25 protein-coding genes and 1 pseudogene are annotated in these 23,434 nt (G+C 56.3%); 12 read left to right on the top strand and 14 right to left on the bottom strand.

Translation table 11 applies throughout. The annotated features are described in order from the left end of the window. A pseudogene (locus tag C8J36_RS24015) lies at positions 1–670 on the bottom strand (hypothetical protein); the annotation flags it as partial. A gap of 757 nt (positions 671–1,427) precedes the next feature. Between C8J36_RS24015 and C8J36_RS24010 the strand changes: the two are divergent. The 6 genes from C8J36_RS24010 (at position 1,428) to C8J36_RS23985 (ending at position 4,826) form a co-directional block, all read left to right on the top strand. Further along, positions 1,428–1,748 carry a ribbon-helix-helix protein, CopG family gene (locus C8J36_RS24010; protein WP_348631378.1) on the top strand — a complete coding sequence of 107 codons (321 nt, stop codon included), beginning with the start codon at positions 1,428–1,430 and terminating at the stop codon, positions 1,746–1,748. Positions 1,749–1,929: 181 nt separating this feature from the next. Then, on the top strand, positions 1,930–2,649 hold the full coding sequence (locus C8J36_RS24005) for a helix-turn-helix domain-containing protein (RefSeq protein WP_132537794.1): 720 nt from the start codon (positions 1,930–1,932) through the stop codon (positions 2,647–2,649). A 197-nt stretch (positions 2,650–2,846) separates the two neighbouring features. Next, positions 2,847–3,542 (top strand): SprT-like domain-containing protein, encoded by a 696-nt coding sequence (locus tag C8J36_RS24000; RefSeq protein ID WP_245506723.1) that lies wholly within the window; start codon positions 2,847–2,849, stop codon positions 3,540–3,542. 78 nt (positions 3,543–3,620) lie between these two features. Continuing rightward, positions 3,621–4,280: an AAA family ATPase gene (locus C8J36_RS23995; protein ID WP_132537793.1), complete on the top strand. Its 660-nt coding sequence runs from the start codon at positions 3,621–3,623 to the stop codon at positions 4,278–4,280. Beyond that, on the top strand, positions 4,277–4,627 hold the full coding sequence (locus tag C8J36_RS25120) for a chromosome partitioning protein ParB (RefSeq protein WP_165915161.1): 351 nt from the start codon (positions 4,277–4,279) through the stop codon (positions 4,625–4,627). Before C8J36_RS23995 ends, C8J36_RS25120 begins: the two co-directional genes overlap by 4 nt. Before the next feature lie 40 nt (positions 4,628–4,667). Continuing rightward, positions 4,668–4,826 carry an XRE family transcriptional regulator gene (locus C8J36_RS23985; RefSeq protein ID WP_245506722.1) on the top strand — a complete coding sequence of 53 codons (159 nt, stop codon included), beginning with the start codon at positions 4,668–4,670 and terminating at the stop codon, positions 4,824–4,826. Position 4,827: 1 nt separating this feature from the next. On the opposite strand, the gene C8J36_RS23980 is transcribed toward C8J36_RS23985, so the two are convergent. Both C8J36_RS23980 and C8J36_RS23975 read right to left on the bottom strand, forming a co-directional pair. Further along, positions 4,828–5,874: a reverse transcriptase family protein gene (locus C8J36_RS23980; RefSeq protein WP_132537791.1), complete on the bottom strand. Its 1,047-nt coding sequence runs from the start codon at positions 5,872–5,874 to the stop codon at positions 4,828–4,830. After that, on the bottom strand, positions 5,864–6,187 hold the full coding sequence (locus C8J36_RS23975; protein ID WP_132537790.1) for a helix-turn-helix transcriptional regulator: 324 nt from the start codon (positions 6,185–6,187) through the stop codon (positions 5,864–5,866). Before C8J36_RS23975 ends, C8J36_RS23980 begins: the two co-directional genes overlap by 11 nt. A 749-nt stretch (positions 6,188–6,936) precedes the next feature. Here C8J36_RS23975 and C8J36_RS23970 point away from each other — a divergent pair. Continuing rightward, positions 6,937–8,271 carry a site-specific DNA-methyltransferase gene (locus C8J36_RS23970; protein ID WP_132537789.1) on the top strand — a complete coding sequence of 445 codons (1,335 nt, stop codon included), beginning with the start codon at positions 6,937–6,939 and terminating at the stop codon, positions 8,269–8,271. Here the strand turns inward: C8J36_RS23970 and C8J36_RS23965 are convergent. The 4 genes from C8J36_RS23965 to C8J36_RS23950 all read right to left on the bottom strand — a co-directional run bounded on the left by C8J36_RS23965 (position 8,268) and on the right by C8J36_RS23950 (position 11,997). Further along, positions 8,268–9,155: a hypothetical protein gene (locus tag C8J36_RS23965; protein WP_132537788.1), complete on the bottom strand. Its 888-nt coding sequence runs from the start codon at positions 9,153–9,155 to the stop codon at positions 8,268–8,270. The genes C8J36_RS23970 and C8J36_RS23965 overlap by 4 nt on opposite strands. A 107-nt stretch (positions 9,156–9,262) precedes the next feature. Beyond that, positions 9,263–9,724 carry a hypothetical protein gene (locus tag C8J36_RS23960; RefSeq protein WP_132537787.1) on the bottom strand — a complete coding sequence of 154 codons (462 nt, stop codon included), beginning with the start codon at positions 9,722–9,724 and terminating at the stop codon, positions 9,263–9,265. 271 nt (positions 9,725–9,995) lie between these two features. Further along, positions 9,996–11,699, bottom strand: a complete 1,704-nt coding sequence (locus tag C8J36_RS23955) for a type IV secretion system DNA-binding domain-containing protein (RefSeq protein ID WP_165915164.1) — start codon at positions 11,697–11,699, stop codon at positions 9,996–9,998. Positions 11,700–11,721: 22 nt separating this feature from the next. Further along, complete coding sequence (locus tag C8J36_RS23950; protein ID WP_132537785.1) at positions 11,722–11,997, bottom strand: mobilization protein; 276 nt, start codon at positions 11,995–11,997, stop codon at positions 11,722–11,724. A 172-nt stretch (positions 11,998–12,169) separates the two neighbouring features. Between C8J36_RS23950 and traA the strand changes: the two genes are divergently transcribed. The 3 genes from traA to C8J36_RS23935 are packed head-to-tail and all read left to right on the top strand — an operon-like array spanning position 12,170 to position 16,776. Beyond that, on the top strand, positions 12,170–15,265 hold the full coding sequence (traA, locus tag C8J36_RS23945) for a Ti-type conjugative transfer relaxase TraA (RefSeq protein WP_132537784.1): 3,096 nt from the start codon (positions 12,170–12,172) through the stop codon (positions 15,263–15,265). A 23-nt stretch (positions 15,266–15,288) separates the two neighbouring features. Next, on the top strand, positions 15,289–15,750 hold the full coding sequence (locus C8J36_RS23940) for a hypothetical protein (RefSeq protein ID WP_132537783.1): 462 nt from the start codon (positions 15,289–15,291) through the stop codon (positions 15,748–15,750). Between the two features lie 24 nt (positions 15,751–15,774). Then, positions 15,775–16,776: an HAD domain-containing protein gene (locus C8J36_RS23935; protein ID WP_132537782.1), complete on the top strand. Its 1,002-nt coding sequence runs from the start codon at positions 15,775–15,777 to the stop codon at positions 16,774–16,776. Between the two features lie 84 nt (positions 16,777–16,860). Here the strand turns inward: C8J36_RS23935 and C8J36_RS23930 are convergent, their stop codons facing one another. Genes C8J36_RS23930 through C8J36_RS23920 form a run of 3 tightly spaced genes read right to left on the bottom strand, consistent with a single transcriptional unit; the run spans position 16,861 to position 18,598 of the window. Further along, positions 16,861–17,334, bottom strand: a complete 474-nt coding sequence (locus C8J36_RS23930) for a hypothetical protein (RefSeq protein WP_132537781.1) — start codon at positions 17,332–17,334, stop codon at positions 16,861–16,863. 49 nt (positions 17,335–17,383) lie between these two features. Next, positions 17,384–17,941, bottom strand: a complete 558-nt coding sequence (locus C8J36_RS23925) for a hypothetical protein (RefSeq protein ID WP_132537780.1) — start codon at positions 17,939–17,941, stop codon at positions 17,384–17,386. Positions 17,942–17,956: 15 nt separating this feature from the next. Next, positions 17,957–18,598: a recombinase family protein gene (locus C8J36_RS23920; protein WP_245506721.1), complete on the bottom strand. Its 642-nt coding sequence runs from the start codon at positions 18,596–18,598 to the stop codon at positions 17,957–17,959. Between the two features lie 41 nt (positions 18,599–18,639). Here C8J36_RS23920 and C8J36_RS23915 point away from each other — a divergent pair, with 41 nt between their 5' ends. Together C8J36_RS23915 and C8J36_RS23910 are read left to right on the top strand one after the other, a co-directional pair. Continuing rightward, positions 18,640–18,963, top strand: a complete 324-nt coding sequence (locus C8J36_RS23915; RefSeq protein ID WP_132537779.1) for a hypothetical protein — start codon at positions 18,640–18,642, stop codon at positions 18,961–18,963. Continuing rightward, positions 18,926–19,177 carry a hypothetical protein gene (locus tag C8J36_RS23910; protein WP_132537778.1) on the top strand — a complete coding sequence of 84 codons (252 nt, stop codon included), beginning with the start codon at positions 18,926–18,928 and terminating at the stop codon, positions 19,175–19,177. The genes C8J36_RS23915 and C8J36_RS23910 overlap by 38 nt, the downstream gene beginning before the upstream one ends. A 197-nt stretch (positions 19,178–19,374) precedes the next feature. Here C8J36_RS23910 and C8J36_RS23905 read toward each other — a convergent pair whose 3' ends face one another. The 4 genes from C8J36_RS23905 to C8J36_RS23895 form a co-directional block, all read right to left on the bottom strand. Next, on the bottom strand, positions 19,375–19,800 hold the full coding sequence (locus C8J36_RS23905) for a hypothetical protein (protein WP_132537777.1): 426 nt from the start codon (positions 19,798–19,800) through the stop codon (positions 19,375–19,377). Continuing rightward, positions 19,797–21,248, bottom strand: coding sequence for a M23 family metallopeptidase (locus C8J36_RS23900; protein WP_165915163.1), 1,452 nt, complete (start codon positions 21,246–21,248; stop codon positions 19,797–19,799). The genes C8J36_RS23905 and C8J36_RS23900 overlap by 4 nt, the downstream gene beginning before the upstream one ends. Then, positions 21,245–21,526, bottom strand: coding sequence for a hypothetical protein (locus C8J36_RS25115; protein WP_165915162.1), 282 nt, complete (start codon positions 21,524–21,526; stop codon positions 21,245–21,247). Before C8J36_RS25115 ends, C8J36_RS23900 begins: the two co-directional genes overlap by 4 nt. A 155-nt stretch (positions 21,527–21,681) precedes the next feature. Beyond that, on the bottom strand, positions 21,682–23,434 hold a 1,753-nt coding region (locus C8J36_RS23895; protein ID WP_207897622.1), incomplete at its 5' end, for a DotA/TraY family protein.

Genomic DNA, 23,434 nt, shown 5'->3' with positions numbered 1-23,434 from the left:
AGGTGATCGTCGGGGGTGGTGAGACTGTTGTTATTCCGCCTTCAGGCGTAGCCATGGAAGCGACACCCCGAGCTATAGCGCCCCGGCAAATCTCTCCGGCAACACGCGTTGCAAGCCCCCCGGCAATCTGCTCTCGAAGGCCCTTTTCAGTGGACGGATCGGAATAGAACCATCCGTCATTGCTCTTGCTGGCAAAGGCCGCATTGACTGTGTTGGCGCTCGCCATCTTGTCGGCCGCAGTGCGCCAGAGGGTATCACCGAGGCCGGACGACCAGACGGCAACCTGCATTGTCCCAATTTGCAGCGCGTTGAAGCCGTTGAAAGCTGGAAAGCAAAATATCGCACCGATACCGGCGAGAACGAGCGTCCAGCTCGGGTTCATTGCCCGCCCGCCCGCCTCCCCGTCATTGGCCGTATCTTTGAGGGAAGCGAATATAAGATAGGTTGCAACGACTGCCACAACCGCCAGCATCGCCCAGTTCATTGTCTCGATGAGCTGCGCAAGGATGTCGTTCGTGTTGTCGCAGGAGCCGCCGCCACTTGGCGCGGCCGAGCCTCCGGCCGTCCAAACCGTATCGAACGTGCAGCCAACCAGACGACGCAGGAAAACAAGGCCCGCGCTGTAATCTTCGGGGGTGAACAGTCCTGCAATATCGTCTGGCTTCGCCATGCCTCACCTCAGTTTCACAACGTTTTTAAAATCAAAAATACTGTGAAAGTACAGTATTAAAAGATTTTAACTCAATCACGAATCCCTGAAAAGCAAATAGTTTCACAGTGTTTTTGATTTCAAAAACACTGTGAAACGTTTTGTACTCAAAAAACTTGCCGCGTACTGGTCTGTATATTATTGATTGTACTTCCTAAGTCGGATTCTATGTAATTTTACGGCCAATCCAGCATTGACCAAGGAGGCATATCATGGGTTTAAAGGCACCAGTCCGCGTAATTCCCCGCGTTCTCAAGAATGAGCATCGGTATATCAGTGCGGCAGCTCGTGGCGCACTTCGCGCAGATCGCGCGGGTTGCCCTGTCTGCGAAACTGGATCACTCCGGCCGACCGGCGACACCGAGGCCCGTTGCTGCGATCAATGCGGAACGGTCGTCACGCTCGACGATCTAGCTATTTTCAACGGTGAACGGCTGGAAGATTCAGCCACGCAGCGCCACGACTATTTCCGCCGCCACGCTCGCTTGCTAGGGCAAGTCGCAGCCCTGTCACTGGTCCTAGCGGCCGGAGCCAGCCTGTACGCGGCATCAGCTCAAATGCTGGTGGCCGCGCTCCTCCTCTCGGTCCCTATCCTTGCAGGCGTGTTCGCCATGCGTTACCGAGCCTGGCAGGCCGCGACAGGCCGAGTCTATGAGGCGAAGGCTCCATTCGGGGACTTTATGCGCGACGAGCTGCGGGGCCTTATAGGCGGGCGCGGATGATTGTTTCTGTTGCTCGCCTCAGTCCCAATATCGCGCCCTTAGAAAATAAGGGGTTGCAGAATCGGGCAAATCAGCGATTACATGTAACCATGACACGTAAAATGACCGAGTCGCGGAGGACTGAAGACGTTCGCAAGAACGTCGCGGCTCACCGTGCGCGGCTAGCGGCCGCCGGTCAGGTTGCGTTGAATACCTATGTTCCGGGTGAATTGGTGGAAGCTATCGACCAGATCAAGGAGCAACGGGGGGAGCAATCGCGCGCCCCGATAATCGCTGAAGCTTTGAGGTTCTATATCGAGAACGCACCGAGGGCATAACGAAAAACCCCCAACCGTTGGCGCGGTAAGGGGTTTTTGGATTTAGGAACCGGCTTTGTTGGGACCAGCAATTACAGCTCCCAACATAGTCGAGAGATGACCGGCCTGCAAGACGTGTGTCTTGCCGGAACGTAGAATCTTTGTCCGCTGTCCATGCCCTCCAGATGGAGGACGAAGGACAATGTTTGCACAGATAGGGGCGGTGCTCGCAGGGGCACCGGCCGAACGGGAGCGCACGCCCGTTCGAAGGCAATCCCGCGCGGCCGGGAAATGTGAGGGCGTCTTCTGGAAGCGTACCAACCGTCAAGAAGTCCGTCAGATCGTGCTTGCGGCGCGGCGCTACGAGATCGCATGCCGAGAGCCAGGTACACGCAACGGCCCCCTAGGCGGGGTCGCAATCGAGGTATTGGAGCTGTTCGCCAATCTGGTGAACTTCCGCACCGGCAGGCTGGACCCGTCGATAGACTTCCTCATGCTCAAGCTGAGGCGTTCGCGTGACGCCATCGTGCGCGCCCTGAAGGCGCTGCGCTCGCATGGCTTCCTCGACTGGCTGCGGCGCTATGTGCCGACCGGCAACGAGGGACGTGGCCCACAGGTTCAGCAGACCAGCAACGCCTACCGGTTGTCGCTCCCTGCCCGCGCCCGTCAGTTTCTCGGTCGGTTTGGCATGGCCCCTCCCCTTCCCGACGATCATGTGCAGTCCGAGGCCGAGTGCGCGGCCAAGATGGAAGAGCACCGGGAAGCATTGAGCAACGCTGAATTACCGCTGTTCTTGATCGAGGATGAGAACCTAGCTGCGACGTTGTCGAGGCTAGGCGCAGCACTTGATGCTAAGAAACAACGTGAGTCCGCCAGACAGACTGAATCCCCATCTAGTTTTATAAAAGATACGAAAACATAAGCGGTCGCCGCTGATCGGGCCGCTATCGCGTCCCTGCGGCGGTTCCGACCCGCGCAAATGCGGGCCGGTTTGGCACCCTCATCACCAAAAATCGCAACGTTTGCGTTTGCGGCTGTCGTCGCATGGGCTTTCGAGGAAAGCGTGTGGAGAGGGCAGCGCCAAATCGTGAAATCATGAAAACATGCTTGCATGCAATCATGAAATCTGGCATTGTTGTTTCGTACGATACAAAAGAGCAACCTATGATCTCCGCAAACCCGACCTCGAAAACATATGCCGCCCTCAATCAGGCTTACGATTTTTTCAATGACCGACTGTTTGGCGGTCAGCTTTCCCCTTGCCTCGTGACGTTGCAGCGCAAAAACAAAGCCTATGGCTATTTCGCCGGGGGGCGGTTCGGATCGAAGGACGGGGCGGAAATCACAGACGAGATCGCTCTGAACCCGTCGCACTTTGCCAGCCGCACCGACGAGCAGAGCCTATCGACCCTCGCCCATGAGATGGCGCACCTGTGGCAGCACCATTTCGGCAAGCCGTCGCGTAGCGGCTACCACAACAAGGAGTGGGCGGCGAAAATGCACGAGATCGGTTTGCATCCTTCCGTTACCGGCCAGCCGGGCGGCAAGGAAACCGGGCAATCGTGCAGCCACTACATCATTGCCGGTGGACCTTACGCGCGTGCTTATGCCGAGCTGGCGGCGCAGCCCGATTTTTCGGCGCTCTATGTCGAGCTTTGGGACGACGCCGACGCTCGCAAGAATCGCAAGGCCAAGGCAGCGAGCAAGACGCGGTACACGTGCCCGGTTTGCGATCTTCACGCATGGGCCAAGCCCGATACGAAGCTGATTTGCGGCGAGTGCGAGCAGCCCTTATCGCCCGACGAAGAAGAGTGATTTACGATTTCGAAATGCAAACATGCTTTCATGTTGATATGCAAGCATGTAAGCTTAATTTCATGAAAGGATGAAAGCATGATTACAGTAGCTTTCTGCACACAGAAAGGCGGGACGGGCAAGACGACCATTGCCACGTCTCTCGCCGTCGCAGCTCACCTAGCCGGTAAGAAGTCGGCGCTTCTCGATCTCGATCCGCAAACCAATGCGGTTGACTGGTTTGACCGCCGTACAGGTGACGGCCCGGACGTGGCTTCGATCCAGCCGGGCGCTATCAGGCGCTCGCTGGACGCCTATCGCGGCCTTGGAATGGATTGGGTCTTTATCGACACGCCCGGGAAGATGGACAGCGCCAGCACCGAGGCGGCGAAGCACGCCGATATCGTGCTGATCCCTACACAGGCTCAAATTTTCGCAATCGACACCTTGGAGCCGCTTAAGCGGCTGCTCGACATGGCAGGAAGCCCGCCCGCCTTTGTTGTGCTGAATCTGGTTCATCCGAACGCAGGGGGGAGGGCGACCGACGACGCCGCCGCCATAACCGAGCGCTTTAATATAGCAGTTGCCCCGGTTCACCTATCCCGCCTCAAGACCTTCGAGGATGCGCCCGCATTGGGCCAGACCCCCCATGAGATTGAACCGGAGGGCCGGGCAGCAACGGAAATCGGAGCCTTGTTCGCGTTCCTCACCGAACAGGCAAGCATGCTTGCAGGAAAGCATGAAAGGATGAAATCATGAGCCGAAAACCATCCCTCCTAGCATCAGCTATGAAAAGTGCCGACGCCCGCGCGCCGGAAGCCGAAACGGCACCCGCGCCAGCAGCCGCCGAGGTGGCCGAGGAACGTAAAAGCCGCCCGGCTGTGCCTGCTGCGCAGGCCGGGAACTATGTTGCTCCCTCACGTGCCAACAAGTCGGCCAAGACCTACTATCTTCCTCCGGCCTATTGGGAGACGCTGGCAGAACTCAGCTTCCGAACCCGCGACCCGCAAGGGAAGCGGATTCCACAGGAACGGCTTGTTGCCGAGGCGCTGAACCTGCTTTTCGTCAAATACAATTACCCGGTGGTTCGCGAAGGCGAAGACTAAAAGAAAGCATGATTGCATGTTTTCATGCTGTCATGGTTGCATGATCGCCCCGAAGGTCTCGGCGCTGTTGCGCGGCGACAGCGCTAATCTGTCAGAACGCAAGCTGATGGATGCGCTCAACCGTCTTGGTTACGATATCGAGATTACGGTGCGGCCTACGGCCGATCCGGTCGGGCACCTAATGCTCGCAGTCGCTTAGATTAAAAAGGGGCGTCGGCCGCTTCCATGTTTTTTTGCGAGGCAGCAGCAATTTGCCGTTTGGCTGCGTGCAGCTTTGCGTCAAGCACACGATGCTTTTTCAGCTTCTGCCGTAGAGAATTCATCTCATTGGCAGCTTTCTGCCCTGCATCAGTTTTAGCACCTACAATGTGTCTGAGAGTGCCCAATTGTGCGAGAAGTACTTGCGTACAGTGATCTCGTTCATTGATTGTTTGCGCGCCATGATATTCCGCCCAAGCCGTTTTCAGTCTCAAATTCAATGAATTTGCTGCGACCAGGTGAGCGCCAACGACGCCGATCCCGGTGATAAAAATCGGCTTTCTACCAGAATGAAATCTTATCTTGTGCGTCTTTAGTCCCGCCTCCCGGACTACCGCTCTGATCTTCTTCAGGACCTCAACAGATATATGACGGCCAGAAATAGTTAGGTCATCGACCCAAAGCGAATAGCGTAATTCGTGCTCGTCACAGATCTCAGCGATACGGTCGAACATTGGACGGTGAATAAGCGCACACAAGACCGGCGTAAGTGGCGATCCGAATGAAACCTTTTCATCAATCGTACATAGGTGGGTGAGCATCCCAGCAACATCGTCATACATGCCCAAATCATCTCTGAACCACTTCCAGACCATTTGAGCCGTTGTCGAGGGATAGAACTGCTTCAAGTCGAGCGTGAGATAGCGGTCCTGATCGAGGTGAAGGGCTGCATTATCCCTTTGGCCCCGGTTTCGCCGGGGGCTAAAAAGGTAACTAGGCAATTTCACTTTATTGAGGTGGAATTTCAGACGTTCATGGACAGCTCTGAGGCGGGCAACTGGATATCGTAAATCTCTTTCTTTCTGCTTTTTGCCGATTATGGCCTTCCGCCGAACAACGAACTGCTCTTTGTAATCGATCAGTCGTCGCAGATCGTCCCGACTTTCCCCGAGCAGTTTTGCAACCTCGCGCTGCGTCGGATTCTGAGAGAAAGGTGATCGCGCAAGCTCATAGCGTTCAAACCTGTCGCGGACTTTTCTACGACGCATGGCGAAGCTCTTTAGGAGAAAGCTTCTCTAAAAGCTGCAAGACACGGCTAGCCACGATCAGCTTACCTTTTGTCTTCACAGGCTCACCGTCTAGTTCTTCTGCGAAAAAGAGCAGCTGCGACATTCGTACGTCAAGCTTGGCGCTATAACGCTCAAGGACTTCCATCGAGACCGATTTTCCGCCGTTCTCGATCTCTGAGACCATTGATTGAGAAAGCTCCAGCTCCGTCGCCAAATCCTTCTGTGATAGCCCGAGGTAGAGACGTAACAAACGCAACGCGTCGTTTATCATCGGGCGCTTAACTTCACTCATATTCGTTACTCCCCAAGAAGGGCTTTTTCCGAGGTCGCCGCTAGTCATCTCCGTTCCAATGTTTCAGGAAGTACAGAATAACTTGGCCTAAAAGGGTGATGACCTTAAAAAGCCAAACCCAATTAAACCCGCGACGCCGCCGCTGGTGATGATTTTTTCTGCTCATTGTAGTCTCCTTGTCACCAGCGGAATGCTGGGCCCGTAAGACAAGGGTACGAACAGCGACGTTTGGACCTCGAATATGCCGCACCCGGGCCCGACGGGTGCGGACGCGCGCGCCCCCCAGCCAGACACGGGAGTGAGACGGAGGTTTTTAAAGCCTCCACAGGGCCTACGGCCCCACACATCGGACGGGTTCAGTAATTTTGAGCGACCATCACTGGACCGTTATCGCTCAATGGGAGAGAGAAGTCAAATAGAATATCGCTCTGAGTAATATTCTATTACGCATTGACTGTTCATTCTAAGAATCTGTGCACCCACAAGAATCTAGCTCGTTTTTGAGGCGGGCCTAGTCGTACCCTGCGACCTTCGCTTCTATGGTGTTAACAGGGAAATTTGCCTGGGTTGCCTCTTATTTGTGGTCACCACTTTAGCGGGGTCACCCTAACCAGCCACCTAATTCCATCTTCTGGTTACCTATTTTATTTCGTCTACCCTACTTGATTGATGGGTCGATTTATGGCCATTATTAGTCAATGGTTGCCAATTTGTTCTAATTTGGTTACCTAGCAATAATGGAGGCATTTATGGCGACCGGTATTACAAAACGCGAACAACATTCACCTGATGCTATTTCTGCCCGTAATTTTTATGAAGATGAGCTGCCCCTGCCCTCAGACCGGGAGGAAGCCTTTCTTACCTATCAGCACAAAGCTGCTGTCTTGGATATCATCAGACCGGTGCAACGCGACTTTCTGCGTCTGACTTCCAAGGGCGCTTTTGAGGCGAGCACGTTTCCGGACAATACCTTTGTCCTGGATGATAACTTCTTCGCGCTGCAGGAGCTGGTGCAGACAGGGCGTAAGGCCACGCTGTTTTATCTGGACCCGCCGTATGGCACTGGCCTGGATTTCCATTCGCGTGACCTTGAGCATGCTTATGACGACCGCATGGGACAGGCTGCCTACATTGAATTCATGCGTCGTCGCCTTATCCTGATGAGAGAATGCATGACGGACGATGGGTCCATTTATGTCCACATCGGGCACCAGATGGTCGCCCATTTGAAAATCGTCATGGACGAGATTTTCGGCGCCGACAATTTCCGGAATCTCATTACACGCCGGAAGTGCAGCAGCAAGAATTTCACCAGCAAGCAGTTCGCGAATCTGAACGATTTCGTCCTGTTCTACACCAAGGGCAAAAATTACAAATGGAACCAGCCCGGCATCGAGGCCGAGGAGGACTGGATTTTGAAGGAATACTCGCGCGTTGACGAATTTGGACGCCGCTACAAGCTGGTGCCTATTCACGCACCTGGAACGCGCAACGGCGAGACCGGCATGCCCTGGCGTGACATGCTGCCACCTCCCGGCAAGCATTGGCAATATGTCCCTTCAAAGCTGGAGGAGCTGGATAAGGCCGGAGACATGTACTGGTCGAGCAACGGTAACCCCCGCCGTAAAGTTTATTGGACGGCTGATAAGAAGCGCACGATTGGCGACTATTGGGAGCAGTACCGGGACGCTCACCATCAGAGCATCCAAATTTCCGGCTACCCGACTGAAAAGAACCTCGACATGATCAAAATGATTGTCGGAGCGAGCTCAGACCCGGGCGACCTAGTGATAGACCCGTTCTGTGGGTCGGGAACAACGCTTCAGGCAGCCCGCGACAGCGGTCGGCGTTACATTGGCATGGATGCCTCTTTCACCGCTGCCAAGGCGACTCTCCGCCGGATGCGTCATGGGCTTGAGGCGATGGGCGACTATGTGAACAAAAAGCGCGGGCAGGGCGAGCCCGAGCTACCCTTCGCCAAGAACGGCGAGGGCAAGAAATCCGATCAGGAATGCGCGTTCTATGTGGACGGCCGTCTTTATGATTCCTACCGGCAGGAGATTGACGTTTTGGCGAGTATTTAGCCGTTGAGCCAATCGGCTGTGATACGTTTTGCAGCCAGTTTCAGGGTTATGACTCTCACCCGTCCGTCCCAATCGCCATCCAGGTCGCAGGACTCTTTCCACGTATCCCCGTGGACTAGTCCAGGGCCATCAGACAGGAATATAATTTTGAGCTTGGTGGGTGTTACCCTGTCGAAGGCTTTCGCCTTCTCCACCTTGTTGGCATTGCCGCCTGTGCGGTCGTCGGATTGAGCGCCGCCACGGGTAGAGTCATAGCGGGCAAAGCCGATTGCTACCACTTCCTTGTCCGCTGCGCGGCGAACAACAAAATCGCAGGGAAATGCGCTTTTAAACTCCGGGTAAATGGTCGATAGCTCAATATCACGGCCAGCGCCGCGTGGGCCTTCTATGGTAAACAAACCCTTAAAATGCTCTTCGAACCAATCAAAAAACAAGCCCGTGAGCAGATAGCCGGACTGGCCCCTGGTATCATATTCGCCAATCAGGGCGGCGAGTGCGAAGCGCGCTTCCGGGGAAAGGTCTTCAAACTGCTCTTTCAGCTTCCCGATGGGCTTGAAGGTCACTCCAAAGGTTTCAATCAGCGATTCCGTACTGACTTTCTGAATTTTTTTCGTTGTTTCCGTGTCGAGGACCGGAGACACGCAGCGGCGATACATTTTGAGAAGCGCCATGCGCTCGTCCGCATCCCTATCCTTGTGGCGAATCCGCTTTAGGACCTCGCCGCTGGAATGGCTTTCCTTGATGAGTTGGCAAAATATCTCAATGGGACCAGCGTACTTCTCGTAGAGAATATCGAGAACTTCGGGGAACCGGATGGCGCTATCAATTGGCGTGATAATTTTGTTAACGTCGGTAATCGTCTTTAGAAATTTTGTGTCGTTCATTCGGCCATTCTCGATGATTTGCCCCGGCACGATTCAGGAACACATCTCAAGAGTCAAACAAAGAGATTAAAAACGCCCAGGTTGCGGGCAGAATTGATGACGCGCCTTCAAATGAAGGCGTCATTTTTAACGCCCTGTTTCAGCTCACAGATGAAATGCCCGGACATGGCGCGACCGAACATTTCCGCGAGCGGCACCTGGCTGCTAACCACTTGCAGCTCCGCGAGATCGATGCTCGCATCAGGAAGGGGCCTCAACTTCATCCAGAAGCTAATCCGCCCCAAGAAATCATTGTAATAGGCTGGATAGCATCCATCGGCAGGCACGGTGCGCTGAACGGTGGACCGTCTGAAAACGTATGGTTTGTAGCTTTTGCCGTCCTTGACCACCATAATGATGTTCTTGGAAACGGTCTTTCCGAAGGCCTTTACGCCTATCAGGCGTCCGTATTTTCCGAACCAGCAATGTCCTTTTTCACCGATGACCTTTTGGACCTCCTCGGCAGGATCAACACCATCCATTCTAGAAACGCGGATGACGAGAATCTTAATTGTGGCAGGAGTCTTCATGAATTTCTCTGGCAAGCGTCATTGGGGTGTACCGCTCCTATGCAATGTGGCCGAATTAGTCCACCACAACACGCCGTCTCATAATTCAAAGGATTTCATCGGTGTAGGGTGCTACCGTATATCCCTATCCCTTTAATGTTCAGGGGGCCATGGTGCGACCCTGTTGACTGCGAAGCAGTTCCGACCTGAAGGCGAACGCGCTTTCACGTTGCGCTGTAGAGAGCCGGAAGGGCGCACTAAAATGCCCCGGCGCGCACAGCGCCGGGACCGTTTATTCTGGCAGAGGTACTTTGACCTTGATCACCGGCCAGTCACCGGCAAAGTTCAGATAGCCTTCCAGATCGGGAAGCTTCTGGATCTCGGACGGCAGCACAAGCCGCTCCATCACAATGTTGGTCGAGTAGGTGAGGGAGCCGCCCCCGCCAGTGCCGAAGCTGGTATGATCCTCTTGCATCTCCCGGTCGCCAAGCTGCTTTGACAGGTATTCGGCGGCGTTGCCTTCAGTGGTGCGCAGCACCAGCTTATTGCTGAAATTGTTCATAAGCGTTTCGGCCCGGTTGTCGCTGTAGGTCTCGCGGAGCTGGGCGAAGTCCTGCACGGCGACGACAATTGCGACCCCGGCTTTGCGCAGGCGCGTAGCGCCAACGAGCAGCGCCGGGATTTCGCCAAGTGAGTTCAGCTCGTCCACAATGATCCATGTGGTGCGGAGAGGGGCAGGGCCTTCTCGCCGGTTGAGCGCCGATGTCACCATGATATCGACCCATGCGGCCAATAGGTCGCGCGCAAGGGTCATTTCATAGTCGGAGTAAGGGAGGAACATCCATTCGGATGTGTCCGAGGCGATCCAGTCCCGCAGCGAGAAATCGCCGTCCTTGACGTAGCGCCACGCCTTCAGGTTGGCGATGAAGCTCATACGGACAGACTGAAGCCGACGCGCGTTGTAGTCGTCGGACGCGGCCAGAACCTCGGCAGTGGTCCCGCTAACAAGCGGGGCCAGCTCGTCGGCCTCAGCCGCGATCAAGACACGTTGCAGCTCGGCGTTTGTGAACTTGCCGTCATAGACTTCGAACAGGCCAGCGCCGACCGCTCCAAAGAGCGACTTCGCCATGTCGTGCCATTCGGCTGAATTGCCGTTTCCTTCCGGCACGAAGCCGGAGGCGAGGCGGTCCCAATCGTAAAGGTCGCGCGCCTCGTTCGATAGCCGCCAGCCCACCGTTTCCTCGTGGAACGGCGACAGGATAAAATCGCCATCCTGACGGAAGGCGCGCATGAACTCGCTGTTGTTATCGAGCACGATTGCCCGGTCCCCACGTGCCCGGATCGTTTCGAGTAGACCGCGTAGCGCCGTGGTCTTTCCTGCACCTGTCGAGGCGGCGATTGCGGTGTGCATTCGCTCGTGTCCGGGCGGAAAAGGAACACCTGCAATTTCCGGCGCGGGCGGTCGTTCTGGATAGCGCTTTTGCAGCTCCGCAAGGTAGCTTTCGTGAGATGCAAAATCAGCCCCTCTCATGTGCTCCCGGCTGACTCCATCCGGTGTGCTCAGCGCGGATCGACCGAGCAGGAAAAACACGAGTAAGAGCGCCCCGGTCGCAATAAGGAATGTGACAATTGGAGCGCCTGAAACGTAGGAGTTGTAGCCGGGATCAAAGACGGCGCTGTCACGCATTAGATTGACGATGAAGCGGGCGACATAGGCCGACCCAATTACCGTCACCCAAAGAACGCCCACGAAGGCGAGGACGCGACGGACGCCGTGGTTTCCTTGAACGTACTGAGAGACAACACGGGCACCTTGTCGCCGCGAAGCGGCGACCGCAAAAAATCCGAAAACGGCAATGCCGAATAGCCACGCAATGCCACTCAATGGCGCTTTCGTGTAGTTCGCACCTTGTCCGACAATCGAGTAAACCGACAAGCCAGCCATCAGCAGGAACGCCCATTTCATGCGCGTCAGGCTTTCGGCCTGCTCACCCATTAGCCACCGGGGAAGGCGCGGACTAGGCATCGTCACTACGGCTGATTTTCGTCAGCAGCTCCGCAAAAATCTCCCGGTCACGATCACGCGTCAGCTTTTCCGGCAGCTCCTTGGAAAGCCATGATCGCAGTGCCTTGGAAGCCTCTGTGTCTCTGTCGATCTCTTGCAGGACCAACGAGCCGAGCACAACGGTGCGGCGGGTATCGTTGGCTCTTTCTGTTGCAGCCTTTCGCGCTTTCAGTGCTCTGGCCTGTTCTTCCAGTTCCGCAATTCGCTGATCTATATCCCGTCTCGCCATCCTGTCACATATCCTCTTGTCGCATTAGTTTTCCGTAGTTTGGACGACCCTCGCAATATTCTCAAGGGCGTTTGTGCTAGCGGTAGAGGCAGCATGGCGATATAGCAGTTCGGATGCATTAAATGCGCACATACGAGTTGCTGCGCAACTCTGCCTATGGCATGTTTGAAGAATGGCGATTTACCATTGTCAAGTTAAAGTGGTTTCAAGAGGCAGCAAGTCGAAAAAAGGCTTTGTCGCTGGACGCAGCTCTGTGGCTGCTGCTGCTTATCGTTCCGGCACATCCTTGCACAACGAACGCGAGGGGCAAACGTATGATTTTTCACGCCGTTCGGGTGTTGTCCTATCCGATATTGTCATTCCGAAAGGTTCGGGCGCGGAATGGGCGCTGAACCGGAGCGCGCTCTGGAATGCGGTTGAGGCTAAAGAGAGCCGCAAGGACTCCCGTGTCGCGAGGGAATTTGAGATTGCCTTGCCTCACGAGCTGGACGAGGAGCAGCGCGAGGAGTTGACGCGGCAGTTTGCGCAGAAGCTTGCTGACCGTTTTAAAACCGCCGTGGATTTCGCAATCCATAAGCCGGACCCGCGCGGAAGTGAGAAAAATCATCATGCGCATTTGCTGATGACAACCCGCGACGTGACAGCGGATGGACTAGGCGAAAAGACACATATCGAATGGGAGAACGCGAAGCTTAAGCAGCATCGATTGCCCACGACAATGTTGCAGATGAAGGAGGTTCGTCTTGCGTGGGAGTTGGTTGCAAACGAGGCTATTGAACGGGCGGGAATTGATGCTCGGATCGATCACCGGTCGCACGTTTCGCGCGGTCTTGACATCGCGCCAACCCGTCACATTGGCGTTCATGCGACGGCACAACAGCGTCAGGGGGACGTCATTGAACGTGAGCGTATGGACGCGGAAACAGCGCGTCTTAACGCGGAGATTGTGCAGGAGAAGCCAGAGCAGATTTTAGCGCTCGTAAGCGGTGAGCGGAGCGTCTTTACGCACGAAGATTTAGCCCGCGCATTGCATCGTTACGTGCATGACGACAATGAGGCATTTCAGGCGGCACTTACCCGTATAATGGCATCGCCGGAGCTGGTCGCTCTACGGGGTGATAAGGCTGACGGAATAGAGCGTTTCACCACGCGCGAAATGTTCGATCTTGAAGCGGGCATGATCGCGACGGCCGAGCGTTTGGCGGGTGACCGGTCGCATGTCGTTTCGCCTCACAATGTCGCGTCGGCTCTTGATGCGCAGGACAGGAAAATTCGTGCCAGCGTAGCAGAGGCGACAGCGGCCAAGGTTGCGCGCGGAGAGTTGACGGAGACGGAGCGGAGCGCGGCGATTGCGTCCGCCGGTCTTTCAGATGAGCAGCGCCGAGCCATCGAGCATGTGACCACCGGGAGCCGAATGGCTCAGGTCGTCGGTGTCGCTGGTGCGGGCAAATCCACCATGCTCGAAGCGGCCCGGCAGGCATGGGAGGCGCAGGGCTATCGCGTCCATGGTGCGGCCCTCTCCGGTAAAGCGACCTTCGGCCTACAGGAATCATCAGGGATCGAGAGCCGCACCCTTGCCTCATGGTCTCAGCGCTGGACGCGAGAGCGGGACCAGATCGGCCGAGGCGATGTGTTCGTGATCGATGAAGCCGGGATGATCGGTAGCCGCCAGATGGCGCGCTTCATTGAAGAGGTGGAGGCGCGTGGCGCGAAGATCGTTCTCGTTGGCGATCATGAGCAGCTTCAATCCATCGGCGCTGGCGCAGCCTTCCGGGCGATTGGACAACGAACCGGGTTCGCGGAGCTGAACGGCGTGCGCCGCCAGCGCGAGGGCTGGCAGGCAGAGGCCACGCAGCAGTTTTCCAAACAGCGGACGCCGGAGGCGCTGCGAGCCTACCGGAGTCATGGCGATATCGTCATGGAGGCGACCCGCGACACAACGCGTAGCCGGATCGTGGCCGACTACCTGGCTGACCGAGGCGAGCGGCCTGAGGGGGCGCGCGTCATCCTTGCGCATCAACGGGCAGACGTGGCCGCGATGAATGCGGAGGTGCGATCCGTGTTGCAGGAGCGCGGCGAGCTGGCACAGGGTGCCGAGGGTGGCGAACGTGTCTTCCAGACCGACGCCGGAAAACGGTCCTTCGCCGCGGGCGACCGGATGGTGTTCCTAGAGAACAACAAGAGCCTTGGCGTAATGAACGGCACGCTCGGGACCGTGGAACGCGTAGCGGGGAACCGCATCAGCGTCGCGCTCGACAACGGCAACCGCATCGAGGTGCCGGCGGACCAGTACACGGCCTTTGACCACGGCTATGCGACCACCATCCATAAGTCGCAGGGCGACACGGTGGACCGGACCTTTGTTCTCGCGAGCAAGAGCATGGATCGCCACATGACCTATGTGGCGATGACCCGCCACAGGGACGGCGCGAAGCTCTACGCGGCGACAGAGGATTTTCAGCGGGGCGGCGGGCGACTGGTCGCCCATGGCCGCGCGCCGTTCGAAAATCAGCCCGGTAAGCGCGAAAGCTACTTCGTTACGTTGGCTGACGAGAAGGGCGAGCGCCGCACGGTGTGGGGTGTCGATCTTGAGCGCGTCATGAAGGACGCCGCACCGGAGATCGGGGACCGGATCGCGCTTGAGGTAACAGGCCAAGAGGCTGTCACCTTACCAGACGGAACCACGGCGCACCGGAACACGTGGGCGACGATCGGCGCGGACGATCTGGCCTATAAGCAGCTTGAGCGCCAACTCAGCCGCGACGGCTCGAAGGAAATCAGCCTCGATTATATGCCAATCACCCGCGAAGAGCGGGAGCAGGCACGGGCGGAGCAGGAGCGGCCAGCTCCACAGGAAGAGGCAGCGCCAGCGCCGCCGCCCAACCTTGCGCCCCATGCGCGCGGAATTGACCGCACGGCCTATTTCGCGGCCCGCGATAAGGCTCTTGCCGAGCGCGCGGCGCGTTTCGACGGTCCCGAGGCTCGCACTCATGTCCCGGCATCGCCGGAAAGAGCACAGCCAGCAGCTCCCGCAGTCTCTCGTTCGGAGCCGCAGAGAAGGCCGTTTGACCGAGCGGCAACTTACGAAGCTTTGAAATCTAAAGTACCGCCGCCCGCCGACAAACGCCCGGAACCGCCCGCCGTCACGCCGAAAGTTCCGGGTGTCATTGCAGATAGACATGCCGCCGCAGATGAAGCGCACAAGAAGGCCGAGGCCGAAAAAGCAGCAGCTCGTCTCAGGCCAGACTACGGAGACCGTTTAGACTGAAGATAACAAGGAGCGTCCAATAAATGGCGGAAGGAAAAGCATTTCCCACGTTTGAAGACTCCAAACGTGAAGGCGAAAACATCGTCAGGGCCAAAAACGACGAGCACCGGGAAACGGAAAAGGCCAACCAAGAGAAGCTGACCGGCCAACATCGATCAGCGATGGAAGAGGGGATCGGAAACAGCGAAAGTGCCGCCTCGTCTGCATCTGGTGAGGCTCAGAGCCAGTGGCAGGCCAAGGTTGCGGCTGTCGATGCTCAGCATGGACGAGAGGGCAGCGCCAACGAGAAGGCGCAGCAGGCCTCGACCGACCGGAAAGCAGCTTATCAAGCCGAGCTGGCACGGCGGGACGCCCGGTCTCTGGAGGACAAGCCGTTTGATCGCAAGGCCGCATACGAGGCGTCTAAGTCAAAGCAGCAAGAGGGTGATGGCGCGAGGGACGCAAATGAACTTCGCGAACACCGTAACGATCAATGGGACCGCTAAGCCAAATGCTAGGAGGGCATATGAATGACGGAACAGACACCGGATGAGGTTGCAGCTCTTATAAGTGAAGCTGAAAACACCGCGCAAAGCCTACTCGCGTTTCGTATGTCGAAGCTTGAGCAGTTAGCGTCAGATTTGCGGGGGTTGGTTCTAACGCTTTCTGATCGAGAGCAATTTGACCCTGCTGTATGGCAACAAGGTTGTGACGAAATCGAAAAAGGTGCCTCCGAGCTAAAGAGTGATCGACGGGAGATTCAAAAGATAAGCGGACCCGGTTTTTTGCATCGTCTGGAGAAATTGAAGGCTTATCCAGCAGCTCAATCGGCTATCTGGAACTACAAAGAAAAACTGGAAACGCTCCCGTCAGAAGTGATGATGTTTTATAGGGAGTACAAGGCATTTAAGGCCCGGTTTTTCGAAGATAGAGTGGTGTTTCTCGACATTGACGGCGTTCTGCTGACCTTTGGTAATTGGTTTATCCCGCACAATTTTGAACTTGTTTCGACGCCGGTTGAGGATCGAATGGACCAGCTCCAGCTCGATCCGCGTAGCATCGCCCTGATTGTAAAATTATGCGACCTGGCTGATGCAAGCCTAGTCCTCGCATCGGGGTGGCGAAAGACATGGCCGCATGATCACGAGGCCCTATTGGAACGTCTAATAGAGCAGGGATTACGGCGCGAACTTTGGCATGAAAGCTGGATGCTGCCTGTCCTTCCGGGCCTCAATAAATGGCAAGAGCTGGCGAAGTGGACGGAAGGGGCGAGCAATTTGGTCGCGCTCATCGTTGATGACGAGGTGCCCGCCGATCCTCAACCACTGTACGCGAAGAAAGTTGAAATTCTACAGACCTCAACGCGCGAAGGTTTTGGCTTCTATAACTATGTTGACGCTCTGAAATTCTTCGAAGTCGCTGATAAAGCAGTGAAGGTGCCGCCCTCGATCCCGCCGAGAGGCACGCAATTTTATCCGACTATGGGGAGCGGAGGACCGTCCCGGCGCTCCTCTACAAGCTTCCGTCCTTGAGTCAGATAACCCGCCCCCTCCGGCCCTACAGCCCTATGTGAGAGAGCGGGCCTACGGGGGCTAGTCGTCGGTGGTGACAGGCAGCTACGCGAAAAAATCGCCCTCTGCGTCATAACCTTCTGGTTTCGGGGCAGGCATAGCGCGCAGCGTCCCTTTCATATCAGCCCGGAGATAGGTGTCGAAAATCCCCTGTTTGCCGCGCCCCTGAAGGTGCTTACCTGTCTTACGTTCAAGCCACCCACTGGCGGTCGCGCCAACGAATTTCGGATAATGAACCCTTTTCGCTAGCGGTTTGCTGAGGCCGAACGTCTCCCGCGCGTTCCCTAACGATTCTGCTTGAGGGTGCTTGCTGTGATCGTAGTTCCACCATACCGAAACGCGCAGCTCCCCGACGCTGATGCTGTTCCAGAGAACTACGGAGGGATATCCAGCGAGATCTACGCGCAGATGACCATCCTCATCTGTTGGGACGTCACCCGGAGGCGCAGCAAGGGATATTTTGCCCTGTCGTATCGCCTCGTTCACGCCGATGATCAGCAATTTCCGGTAATCGTCCATTATCTCCCCCATGTTGTTTTGTTGTAGGTCGAGATGAGTTTTTCACCTGCTAGGCCAGATGACTTTCCCACGGCAGTTCAAAGCTCTGGACAAACTTGTGGTTTCGCGGATGCTTTTCCGCAAGCGTTTTAATTACTTGTTCTAGCGCCTGTTCCGAGAGGATCAGGCGAGCCTCGCTAAAGGCGTGACTATCATCTCTTTCGAAGTGGTTTTTTGTGTTCTGGATGTGGATGCGATTACGGAGCTTTCGAAGCTCGTCCAGTTTTTCGTAAAAAACGGTATCCTTCAGATCAAAGAAATCGTTCTTTCTCGCGCTCGCAATGTATTTCTCAAACTCATCGATCTTTTTGCTTCTAATGGCGTCCAGGACCTTTTGAGGTAATCTGACCCCTTCGCGGGTGAAAACGTTAATTCGGAGATGGAAGTCATATAGCAGCGCTTCGATAATCGAGATGTTCAACAACGTTATCGGTTTTTGAAGATACCGCTTTGCCGCTGCATTTCCGTCCGCCCGGCACTTGTACAGGCATTTCAGCACGCTCAAATTGAAGACGATGTTATCGCCTAGTTTGAAATCGCCAATAAACTTGCTTTCATAAGTTACCACTAATCCCCCGGAACCTCACGTGTCAGTTTTCAGTAGACGTGAAATCGTAGATTGGCTGACATTATAGGAGCGCGCTATAGCGCGTTGTGGCTCCCCGGCTGCGAGCCGGTCCATGATTTCTTTTTGCTGGTGCGCGGTGAGCAAGTTCTTCCTGCCAAATTTCACACCTTGCGCCTGAGCGTGCGCCCGGCCCGAGGCAGTACGTTCCTTTAACCGCGCGCGTTCCCACTTTGCGGCAATGCCGAGGACAGCGAGCACAACGTCTGCCAGCTCTGAAGTCGTATCCACGATGGGTTCGGAAAGAGATCGGAATCCGGCCCCTGCTTGCCGTATCTCGTGCAAGATGTTGAGCAGGTCGCGTGTGTCACGCGCGAGCCGATCCACGGCGACGACGACTAGGGTGTCCCCGTCCGCGAGTGCCTTTATCGCCGCCCGAAGCTGAGGGCGTTCCGCCGACGCTCCGCTCATCTTTTCTCGATAGACGCGCTCACAGCCCGCAGCGGTTAGCTGCGCTACCTGTCCGGCGAGGTCCTGCCCCTCTGTCGAGACTCTAGCATATCCAAAAAGCATCGCCTTTTGTGCATCAGAATTATGCATCAAACAACGCGTTGATTTTTCGGGATTTAAAATGTGATGCATAATTCTTGATTTATGCATCAATAGCCGTCAGTATCATCTCGCAACCGAAGAGGGATGCCATGCTTGATAGAGTGCGGGCAATTGTAGGGTCGGCCGATGTTGCAGCCTACGAAAGGGTTGCCCTTTACGAGGATCGCGACCAGATCGAGACGGAACGCTGCTATACGGAAGCGCTCTATCACGGCGAAGGCGGCTATTTTCTTGTAGTTGAAAACAAGCTTTTCGCCATCTCACAACATGCAGCCTTTTCGTGGCTGAATAGGCGCGGCTTCTATGAAATAATGCTCGCCATATATTCGGAGATCGAGGGCGCGGAGATTGGGTTGCCGGAAGGAGATTATTTAAATGAGCTTGTTCAATCGGAAAAAATCGGGAAACCCTGATAAGGAAGTCAGAGCAAATTTCGATCCAGAGTTTTTCAACGGTGCTGGTTTGAAAGAGGACGTTGACCATCCACTTAGCCATCTAGCCAACCTTTTAGTACATTCTGAAATTCGTCGGCTCGACACCAACGACCGCCTTGACCAGCTCATCGGGCTACAACGCGAAACCCTCGAAACACAGAAGGCCATTCTAGACGAGCTGCGCAAACGGTGATGCTCAGCAAACCAACGTGGTGGTATGCCTAATAAGAAAAGCGCCGTTCGCTTTTCGATACGAACGGCGCTTAACGGTGCGAGCACCGATCCCCTATTTCCAAATTCAGGGACAGAAAAAACCTACGGTGATTTTGAGAGATTGTCGTTGTGCAGATCTGCATTTCGGCGTTTCGAATCCTAGTACCTACTTCCCGGTCAGTCGCTCACTTTGCAGTAGTTGAACCTCTGTCCGGAGATCGTTACCGATAAGCCTAATCGGCCCACTCGCTTCACAGTCCCTTTCGCCAGTCCGCTGTCGCCCTCACTTTCGGAATCAATCGTAAAGGGAATTACGTCGCCTTTGCTCTGTTGCAGAACAACATTTCCTGTCACTGCCGAAACGTCCTGATTGTCGTCCCAACGGTTCCCCGAGATCGTCAGAAACTCAGCCACATATCGGTAGAGGTCCGAGGAAAAGAACTTTTGGCAATCGGCGTCGTTGCGCGGGCCTCTGTCAGTCTCGGCTGCTGTGGGCGCTTGATAGAAGGCATAGCGGCCATCGAGCGAGCTTTTTCCGGCGCTGGCGATTTCAGGAGAGATGAGGGCCATTGTCAGCCCGGCAAAAAGAGGAAGTCCGTTCATCGGCTCCCCTCCATCTGCGTCATAAGCAAGAGCATGTGCGCAATAGCGCTATCGGTGCGGCCTTGGAGATTTTGTGCGCTCGAGGACGCCGCGCGCAGCTCGAGGGCGTTCTGGCGGGTCATGTTGATGGCAAGCGACCGCAGATCGGCGTCGGCATTCGCTACAGCGCTCCCCGAGCTGGTCATGTAAGTGCCGTCCCCCGATGCCATCGTGTTTGTGTTCACGCTTTCGCCGGAGCTGGTTGGCGTCTCCGCGACGGTCTGGCCGGGTGTGCATGTGTTCTGTAGGGACTGACTGCGCCCGGCGCGAACCGCCGCCATGCCGATCACCGGTATACGCTCCTTCAGGTAGCGCTCCGGGTTCACATAGAACCACGTTTTAGGTGAGGCGGCCTTCAGGGAGTCCGCCGTGGCGTATCCGTTAGGATCGCGCTTCCCCCCACCCTCTGGAAAGGCGCAATCGTCGGTGCTGGACCCCGGCACGCACTTCGTTGCAGAGACCGCGCTTGCAGGCACCTGAACCTCAAAATGCAAATGCGGCTTTCCGGCCGATTTGTTGTCCCCGATCTTTGCGATTTCCTCCCCTGCCTTCACGTCCCTTGAATCAGGCCGCGAGTAAGAATGCAGATAGAGCGTGCGGAACTGATCGCCCGTCACCATCACGCCCATGCCGCCCAAAGTGAGCTTGCCGTCATGGGCCGCAAAGAGCTGCTTTCCGTTAGAGGCTTGGCCTACGGCATCCTTCGGATAAATATCCGATCCGCGATGCCAGCCATTGCCAGCGCCAGCACCTGGGCGATCCCATGCGCCATATTCCGAGAAGATAACAGGGCTGGTGACAGGGTGCGCCGCCAAGCAGGACCCGGCCCCGCCGCTCCCCTCGCCGCCCGTGCATTGCTCGTTGACCTGATTTTCTGCGAGGTAGGTCCCGGCGCACGTGCCGTTCCCGTCTACCGCGTCGGAGCCTGTGCCCTTGTTGGTGCAGTCGCCCCCGCTCGACAGCCAGTATTTCAGACCGCCAGCGCCGACGAGGTGGCTACCGGCGATCAGCCCGGCACGTGTCACGGGAACGCCGTTGATCGTCTGGCCGATATATTGCTGCCAGTTCCCGAGGTAGCTCAGGTTTTTCTCGCCATAGGCGAGAAAGGCGTTGTCCTGTGCAGTCGGATTCGACAGGTAATCATCAAGCGATTTCACGCCATCTTTGCCGGTCCAGTTGCCGCCAGCATCCATGTAACCGGCATCCTGCAGGGCTTCGTCGCCCATCTGATAGGCGCCATAGAACCCGTTCCCGGTGTTGGTCGTGTAGTTGCCGGAGCCTTCTGATTGACGGATGTTATTCATGAAGCCGCCGCAGTCCGTTGCGGTGGGTTGAGCATTCCGGGCTTCGGTCAGGGCGGTTGTCGCCAGCAATATGCCGACTACGAAAGTGGAGCGTCGCAGCATCATGGCAGATCGACCTCCGTCTCGCAGATGGTCAATCGGCCCTCCCTCACTTTGAGGTCGTTGAGCGCTCCGCAGGCCGTAAAGGGCTTGCCCGAGGCGGCAACCTTGTAGGAGGGCGTAAGCCGTTGAACGGTCCATGTGCATTCATCCGGCCTGCATGACTCGGCCGACCGGAACGACGAAACGAGATATTGAGCGTCCCCCGCTTTGAACAGGCCATAGGAGAAGCTGTAAGCCCGCTCGCCAACTGCCTTGATTTCAGAGGCCCACACGTCGCGCATGATAAGCCCGATACCGTTTGACGGGTCTTGGCTCTCCGGCGCACGTAGTTTCGTAAGCGTCAGGGGATCGGCGTAGGCCGAGCTTACTAAGAGTGCTGTGGACAATAAGGCCGGGCCGTAAACCGACCGCCATAAAGACTTCATTCGCCGCATTATCATTTGCTTGTACCTCCAAGCAGGCCTCGGTTCCTGTCTTGACGAGTGTTGGAAAGCCGGGCGAACGTCCCGGCCAAATTGCCCCGGCCTCGTGATCCAATAGTGAGACCGGCCGCCGCCGCAGCCGTAGGACTGCCGAGCACGCTTTCGGAACGGCCTTTTTCTGATCCGAGCCAGCGGGATGCCCCGTTTTCGACCATCTCCATCACGTAATCGGAAACGCCATCGATGAGGCTACAGCAGTAGCTCACGAGCATGACCGCGAGGGACATGTAGATGACGAAGCCGCCGAGGGCTAAAGCCATGTTTCCGACGCCCGCCTGTAGACCGCCATTGCTCGTCGCCAGAACATTGAAGGCGTTGAGCGCCAGCACATTCAGGAAGTCGAGACCAACGCGCATAAGGAGCATGCAGAAGACGAGGCCGACAATTATTAATGCCGGGCGAACCAGAAGGGCGAGCAGCACACCGAGGCCGCGAGCAATGCTTGTTCCTTGTAGGCTCCCGTTTCGATTGGGATAGAACATTTGCATGAGCCAGAAAGGCGCAGTGATGATCGTCTGAACCGCCAATACCAACCAAGAGAGCGCGGCGAGGAAGAAGTAGACGAGCGGCATAAAAGGTACGACGACCGCCAGAATGAACCCTACGGTGACAAGCGCCCACCCGAGCGGTGAAATGAGCGAAGCCATCTCCCCGAGTACGACGACAACAGGATGTTTCCCTAGCGCCGATGCGGCAGCACCCGCACCTGATACCGCTAGAACACCTGACCCATAGGTGAGGATTTTTGAGCCTGTCGCCTGCAATTGTGGGATAGGATCGACCCACCCCAAGCCGTCCGAGGCTTCCGCGTCGGCCAGATCCATCATGGTATCATTCAGCCAGCGGGAAACAGCGCCTCCGCCAGAGTTGGCGTTGCCAATGGTCACGGAATTAACGCCGTGGGTGCTGGAATTGAGAGCCGCATTGCGAAAAGCCGGTTCAAGTTCGGCAAGACCAAGGGTGTCGCGGCGATACTCGCTGAAAAAGACTTCCAGCTCATTTGAGCAGCGAGACCCGAACCACCCTCCGCAACCGAACACATCGGCAAGATTTTCCGGAGGCTTGTTGCTCAGAACCTCGACGCCACCAATGCCGAGCGACGATAGAGAGCTGGTCGCATTGACCAACACGCGCTGATAAAGAACAGCATAGAACCAGCCGTTTTTCTGGTTTCCTGTCATTGCAGAGTTCGTGTGCTGCTTAAATTCGGCCGGAGCTTGCGTTAACGCCTCTCGCATCGCGGTCTTTGATTGGTCGATAGTGTTTGTGACCGCCTTTTCGATGGCGGTGAGTTGAGCCTGCCCCCGCAGGCGCTCGCCCTGGGTGGGAAACAGGGTCTTATAGAGGTTATCGCCTTCCGTGCGGATCGAAGCCAACAACGCGTCTGCACCAGCTTTCGCGGCTTGGGCTTGGAAGCGTGCGGCCGAGTTGGCTAGCTCCGTTTGAGCCGAAATGTTTTCGGGGGAAAGCCCGTTCGCCAGATTTGGCGACGGCGAAACCTTCCTTTCGGCAGCATAAGAGACGGTCACGGACCCGCAGAGGCCGGAGCTTTCATTCAGCCCTTTACCCGCCTGATAGGTCAGGACGGTTTGTGTATAGCCATCGTCGGCGGAGGTGATCGTCGGGGGTGGTGAGACTGTTGTTATTCCGCCTTCAGGCGTAGCCATGGAAGCGACACCCCGAGCTATAGCGCCCCGGCAAATCTCT

This window comes from Rhizobium sp. PP-F2F-G48, assembly GCF_004342335.1.
Lineage (GTDB): Bacteria > Pseudomonadota > Alphaproteobacteria > Rhizobiales > Rhizobiaceae > Ferranicluibacter.
Note: the sequence above shows the minus strand (reverse complement) of the source record. Positions and strands in the feature narration are given on the sequence as shown.